This is a genomic window from Streptomyces pratensis (assembly GCF_037137275.1).
Lineage (GTDB): Bacteria > Actinomycetota > Actinomycetes > Streptomycetales > Streptomycetaceae > Streptomyces > Streptomyces pratensis_B.
Genome location: NZ_JBBBEN010000047.1, coordinates 1 through 5,795, shown reverse-complemented (window position 1 = coordinate 5,795; position 5,795 = coordinate 1). Strand labels below are relative to the sequence as shown.

The window sequence follows — 5,795 nt, the reverse complement described above, 5'->3', positions numbered from 1 at the left end:
CGACCGGATCGCGCGAAACCGCGTCCCGGTGGCGCGCGACATCACCTACTCAAAGAACCAGGGAAATGACCCCACCCCACCCCACCCGGCGTGTACCTGACGGGTCCCGAGGGGCGCATCACCCGCACGGGTGAGTTTTGCCAACTCGACTGGATTTCGTACCGGTTGGCAGGCATATGCTCACGCCACCACACATCAGACGTACGTCGGCCCCCGGCCGGGACTGCAATCCCGATCGAGGGCCTGACCACCAAGGAAGTTCGGAGCTTCCCTATGGCTACCCAGCAGAATACTGCGCTCACGCGCGCCCTGGCAGAGGTTCCCGGGCCTCACCCGAGGTCCGGCGTGATCCACGTCGTCATCCCGCACACCACCCGCTTCACCGTCGTCGGCAACCACCTCGCCCAGCACCCCGACCTCAGCTGCACCGCCGTGGGCATCGCCGTACGCATCCAGTCCCTGCCACCAGGGACCGAAGTCGGCATCAAAGCCCTCGCCGCCCGCTGCCGCGAAGGCGAGAAGCGCATCGCCGCCGCCCTCCACGAGCTGGAGGCCCACGGCTACCTGCAACGGGCCCGTGTCCGCCTGCCGTGCGGCCGCATCGTCACCCGCACCGCCTTCTGCAACCAGCCCCTGGCCCTGCCGCACCCCTGCCCGCAGCCCACACGGCGCTCTCCGGCCACCTCCTCGGTCCCGGCGCCCGCGCCCCTCCCCGCACCGCCCGCACCCGCACCGGAAGCACCCGCACCCACCTGGGAGGCGGCCGAGGGCGCAAGCGAGGCACCCGGCAGCACGGGGGAGGCACCCGGCCCCAGCGCTCATCTTCCGCCGGCTGCCCCCGCCTTCGCCCCCGCAGGCGAAGCGCCCGGCCCCGCGGGGGAAGCACCCGGCCCCGGGCCGGAGCTCCCCGGCCGACCGGCCCACCCGCTGCCCGCCGCCCGCTTCGTACCGCTCGTGCCGCCGCCGACCGCACCGAAGCCCCCGCCCCGGCCACTCCCCCGACCCACCGAACTCACCCCCCAACTGCACCGCGCCGCCACCGCACTCCTCACCGACCTACGCCGCCACGCCCCCCAATTCACCCTCTCGGAGAACGACATCCACGACCTCACCCCCGGCGTCGCCGCCTGGCTCGAACGCACCGCCCACCCCGACGCCATCCGCCACACCCTCACCAACGACCCGCCCCACCCCCTCAAACACCCCGCGAAACTCCTCAGACACCGCCTCACCGCCCTCCTCCCCCCACCGCTCCCCCACGCCCCCGCCGCCCCGGCCCCCGCCCCCTTCCAAACCTGCGACGGCTGCGAACGCGCCTTCCGCTCCCCCGACCCAGGCCACTGCCGCGACTGCCGGGCCCCGGGCCTCGCGACCGCCGCCTGACCGGCTCGGAGCGTCGGCTCCGCCACGGCCCCGCCGTCCTCCTCAGCCCCGCCGGGCGGAAGTCGGGCGTCGGCTACAGGTGCACGGCGGCCTCGCCGGCCGGGGCTCAGGAGGGGCGGGCCTGCACGCCCGCCCGCACGGGGCAGGTCGCGCGCAGGCCGTCGGGCCACGGGGTCACGGCTGCGCCATCGCCTGCCGGAACCCGGTGTTCACCGCGAGGATTCCACCGTCCACACGCAGCGTCGTCCCGGTGATCCAGGACGCGTCGGACGAGGCGAGGAAGGCGACGGCGGAGGCGATGTCCTCGGGGGCGCCGACCCGGCCGAGCGGGTAGAGGGCGGCGGCGCGCTCCAGTTCGGCGTCGCGGCCCGACCAGGCGTCGGTGCGGACGGTGCCGGGGGCGACCAGGTTGACGCGGACCCCGCGCGGTCCCGCGTGGCCCGCCAGGGTCCGGGTCAGGCTGGTCAGACCCGCCTTGGCGGCGCTGTACGCGTGGCCCCCGAAGTCCTGTTCGCCGTTGACCGAGCCGATGGTGACGATCGCGCCCCGGCCGGAGGCGACCAGGTGCGGGAGTGCGGCGCGGGCGCAGCGGAAGGGGCCGGAGAGGGTGATGTCCAGGTCGCGTTCCCAGACCTCGTCCGTCTCGTCCTCGAAGAGCGGGGCGTCCTCGCCCGCCGCGTAGGCGTTGTTGACCAGGACGTCGAGGCGGCCGAAGGCGGTGACCGCGTGGGCGACGGCGGCCTCGACCGCCGTCCGGTCGGCCACGTCGCAGGCCAGGGACTCGGCGACGCCGCCCGCCTCACGGATCGCCGCCGCCGTGCGGTCGGCGCGCTCGGCGTCCAGGTCGGTGACGAGGACGCGGGCGCCCTCCGCCGCCATCCGGTGGGCCGTCGCCGCGCCGATGCCCCGGCCGGCGGCGGTGATCAGAACGCTGTAACCATCGAAGCGCGCAGGTGTCATAGCGCCGACCGTACTGCCCGGACCAGGGCCTGGGCCCGGGGGTCGGCGGTGACTCCCTTCTGGAGGCCGTTCGTCACGTAGCCGAGGGCGATGCCGGATTCGGGGTCGGCGAAACCGAGGGAGCCGCCGCGTCCGGGGTGGCCGAAGGAGCCGGGGCCCAGCAGCGGGGCGGCCGGGCCGTGCAGCATGTAGCCGAGGCCGAAGCGGGTGCTGACGACCAGGACCCGGTCCGGGCCCGCCGACTCCTCGGTGCGGGCCAGGGTGAGAGTGGCGGGCGCGAACAGGCGGTGGCCGTCGACCGGGCCGATCATGGCCGCGTAGCAGCGGGCCAGCCCCCGGGCGGTCGCGATGCCGTTGGAGGCGGGGAGTTCGGCCGTACGGTAGCCGGCGTCGTTCTCGTCGGGCAGCGGGTCGATCGCGCCGAACGCCCGCCGGGTGAGGGAGTCCGGGTCGCGGTAGGCCTCGACGACGGAGCGCTTGGGGCGTACGCGCAGCGTGCCGCCGGGCGTCGCGGCCGCCGGGGGCTCCACCGGGCCGACGCGGCCGATGCGGTGGGCCTCGTCGGCGGGGAGCCCGAACCAGAAGTCGAGGCCGAGCGGGCGGGCGATCTCCTCGGCGATCCAGCGGCCGATGGTGCGGCCGGTGGCGCGACGGACCAGTTCGCCGATGAGCCAGCTGTAGGTCTGGGCGTGGTAGCCGTGGTCGGTCCCCGGCTGCCACTGCGGGCTCTGCGCGGCGACGGCGGCGGGCCCGGAGGTCCCGTCGGCGGCCTCGGCGGGGGTGAGGGGCCGGTCCAGGGCGGGCACCCCGGCGCGGTGGGCGAGGAGGTCGCGGACCAGGACGCGTTCCTTGCCGTTCGCCTTGAACTCCGGCCAGTAGGTGGAGACCGGGGCGTCCAGGTCGACCTGGCCGCGCTGGTGGAGCAGCAGCGGCACGGCGGCGGCGATGCCCTTGCCAGCAGAGCGGACGATCTGCACGGTGTCGACGGCCCAGGGCTCGGCCCCGTCCACGTCTCTCGTCCCGGCCCACAGGTCCACGACCTTGCGCCCGTGCCGGTAGACGGCGACCGCCGCACCCCGCTCCCCGCGCTGTTCGAAGTTCCGGACGAACGCGTCCGCGACCGGTTCGAAACCGGGCGCCACCGTCCCCCGCACGTCCACGTCCGTTCCCGCGCCTGCTCCCGCGCTCCCGCTCATCCCCCCATGGTGCACGCCCCCGTGGGGGGCGCGGGGACCGGGTCTCCCTGTTCGCCGCCGGAGAGGCGGTCGTGCCGCCACGGCGCGGGCGATCACGCGAATGAAGCCATGGACCCGTCAATAGTGGGCAGGCTCCGCTTCACCGACCGGCCCCTCGCCCCGGGCGCACCGTCACCGAATGGCCGCCCATCCGACGCGCCATCGAGGTGAATTATGGGACATTAATGGGCAAAGTCCCACAGAGGGAGTTTGACGACATCCCACGGAGGGGCTGCGTGCGTGTCCGCGCGGGGCCCCGCACACGAGTCCACGCAGCGGCCCTGCGCGAAAGCCCGCGAAGAGGCCCCGCGTCCGAGGAGGAGCCGGTCCATGTCCCCCGTGATCGAAGAGCACGCCCGCGCCCGGCTCATCACCGACGGCCCGCTGACCCGCCCCGTCCCCGTCGGCCTGCGCTACGACGCCGCCGAACCCCGTACGGTCCACATCACCCTGCCCGGCGGCGTCGACTGGGCACTCGGCCGCGATCTCCTGGAGCGGGGCCTGCGCACGCCGATCGAGCGCGGAGCGGTCCGGGTCTGGCCCTGCGGGCGGACGCAGCTGATCGTGGAACTGCACGCGACGGACGGGGTCGAGGTGTTCCAGTTCGAGATCACGACGCTGATCCGCTTCCTCGGCCGCATCCGGACGGAGGCGCCGGCCGCGCCCCCGCAGACGCCCTCCGGCGCCCAGCCCGCCCACGGCTGACGTCGGGAGCACGAGGAGGGCCCCCGTGCGCCTTGGGTTCCAGGGGTCGTCGCAACACCACTGGGTTTAGGTGGTGAGTAGATCACGTAGACGCTCGGCTGGGTTTGCCCAGCCGAGCGTCTTGCGTGGGCGGCCGTTGAGTTCCTGGGCGACGTGTTCGAGGTCTTCGGGGCTGTGGACGCTCAGATCGGTGCCCTTGGGGAAGTACTGCCGCAGCAGCCCGTTGGTGTTCTCGTTCGAGCCGCGCTGCCAGGGCGAGGCGGGATCGCAGAAGTAGACGGGCATTCCGGTGGCCATGCTGAACTGTTTGTGGCGTGCCATCTCGCTGCCCTGGTCCCAGGTGAGGGAGCCACGCAGGTGGGCGGGCAGCGTCTGGACGGTGCGGACGAGACCGTCGCGGACGGTCTCGGCGTCATGGGCGCCGCCGGGCAGGTGGACCAGCATCGTGTAGCGGGTGGAGCGCTCGACCAGGGTGGCGATCGCGGAACGGCCGCCCGCGCCGATGATCAGGTCACCTTCCCAGTGACCGGGCACCGCCCGGTCCTCGACGTCGGCGGGGCGGTCGCTGATCATCACCATCGGGTCGATGAACCGGGGCGTGCGCCGCTCGGGATCCCGGCGTGGCTTGCGGCGGGTCCGGCCGGAACGGATGGCGGCCTGCACTTCCCGTTTCAGGCCGCCTCGGGCCTGGAAGTACAGCGCCTGGTAGACCGTTTCCACACTCACCCGCATGCTCTCGTCGTCGGGATGCTCCGTCGTCAGAGCGTGGCAGATCTGCTCCGGTGACCACCGCGTGCGCAGTCCGTCCTGGACGAAGCGGCGCAGCCGGCCCTCGCGCAGCAGTTTGCGGTCCTTGGGCCGGGGCCTGCGTGCGGCGGCCGCGCGGTGGGCGGCGTAGGGCTGGTAGCCCTCGCTGCCCGCGTTCGCGTCGATCTCCCGCTTGACCGTGCTCGCCGGCCGTCCCAGGGCACGTCCGATCGCCCGCAGCGACTGCCCCACCGCGCGGAGATCGCGGATCTTCTCGCGCTCGGCGAGCGTCAGGAAACGCGGGTTGAGCTGCTTGTCCAGGGCCGTCAGGCCCACCGGTGCCGTGGTCACACCGCCCATCGTGACGGTCCCGGTGGTGTAGTCGACACGGCGCCCGTCCGGATAGGTGCGCGTGGTGCCGGTCTTCTTGACGCCCCAGTCCCAGTCCTTGGCCGTGCGCTCGTTCACACCGACCTGCCGGGCCGCCACACGGCGTGCGACACCGGCGACCCGAAGCCGCTCGTACTCGTCCCGCCCGGAATGCCGGCGCGGCAGACGCACCGAGCTCCGTCCGGCCTTCCGGGCCCAGCCGAAGGCAGTATTCCGGTTCACCCCCAGCTCCCGCGCCACCACGGTCACGTTCTCCACGGCATCAAGCCGCGCAAGGAAACGCTCCCTCAACCCCACAAGGTCATCGCGTCCAACGACCACGGTCCTCGCAACTCCCACAGATCGCGGGTGTTGCGAGGACCGTTAGAACCCAAG

5 protein-coding genes are annotated in these 5,795 nt (G+C 73.5%); 2 read left to right on the top strand and 3 right to left on the bottom strand.

Features of this window, described 5'->3' with window-relative positions; genetic code table 11:
• Window positions 1-273 precede the first annotated feature (273 nt).
• Window positions 274-1,383 carry a hypothetical protein gene (locus V9U70_RS01720; RefSeq protein WP_336672613.1) on the top strand — a complete coding sequence of 370 codons (1,110 nt, stop codon included), beginning with the start codon at window positions 274-276 and terminating at the stop codon, window positions 1,381-1,383.
• A gap of 174 nt (window positions 1,384-1,557) precedes the next feature.
• On the opposite strand, the gene V9U70_RS01715 is transcribed toward V9U70_RS01720, so the two are convergent.
• Together V9U70_RS01715 and V9U70_RS01710 are read right to left on the bottom strand one after the other, a co-directional pair.
• Window positions 1,558-2,343: an SDR family NAD(P)-dependent oxidoreductase gene (locus tag V9U70_RS01715; protein WP_336672612.1), complete on the bottom strand. Its 786-nt coding sequence runs from the start codon at window positions 2,341-2,343 to the stop codon at window positions 1,558-1,560.
• Window positions 2,340-3,503, bottom strand: a complete 1,164-nt coding sequence (locus V9U70_RS01710; RefSeq protein ID WP_336672614.1) for a serine hydrolase domain-containing protein — start codon at window positions 3,501-3,503, stop codon at window positions 2,340-2,342. The genes V9U70_RS01715 and V9U70_RS01710 overlap by 4 nt, the downstream gene beginning before the upstream one ends.
• Before the next feature lie 405 nt (window positions 3,504-3,908).
• On the opposite strand from V9U70_RS01710, the gene V9U70_RS01705 reads away from it, so the two are divergent.
• The gene (locus tag V9U70_RS01705) at window positions 3,909-4,283 is read left to right on the top strand and encodes an SsgA family sporulation/cell division regulator (protein ID WP_419723916.1); all 375 of its coding nucleotides are present in this window, start codon (window positions 3,909-3,911) and stop codon (window positions 4,281-4,283) included.
• A gap of 66 nt (window positions 4,284-4,349) precedes the next feature.
• On the opposite strand, the gene V9U70_RS01700 is transcribed toward V9U70_RS01705, so the two are convergent.
• On the bottom strand, window positions 4,350-5,585 hold the full coding sequence (locus V9U70_RS01700) for an IS30 family transposase (protein WP_419723911.1): 1,236 nt from the start codon (window positions 5,583-5,585) through the stop codon (window positions 4,350-4,352).
• Window positions 5,586-5,795: the final 210 nt, after the last annotated feature.

Coding starts and splice junctions, on each gene's coding strand:
- V9U70_RS01715 (WP_336672612.1), bottom strand. CDS start 2,343: ATGACACCTGCGCGCTTCGATGGTTACAGCGTTCTGATCACCGCCGCC.
- V9U70_RS01705 (WP_419723916.1), top strand. CDS start 3,909: ATGTCCCCCGTGATCGAAGAGCACGCCCGCGCCCGGCTCATCACCGAC.
- V9U70_RS01720 (WP_336672613.1), top strand. CDS start 274: ATGGCTACCCAGCAGAATACTGCGCTCACGCGCGCCCTGGCAGAGGTT.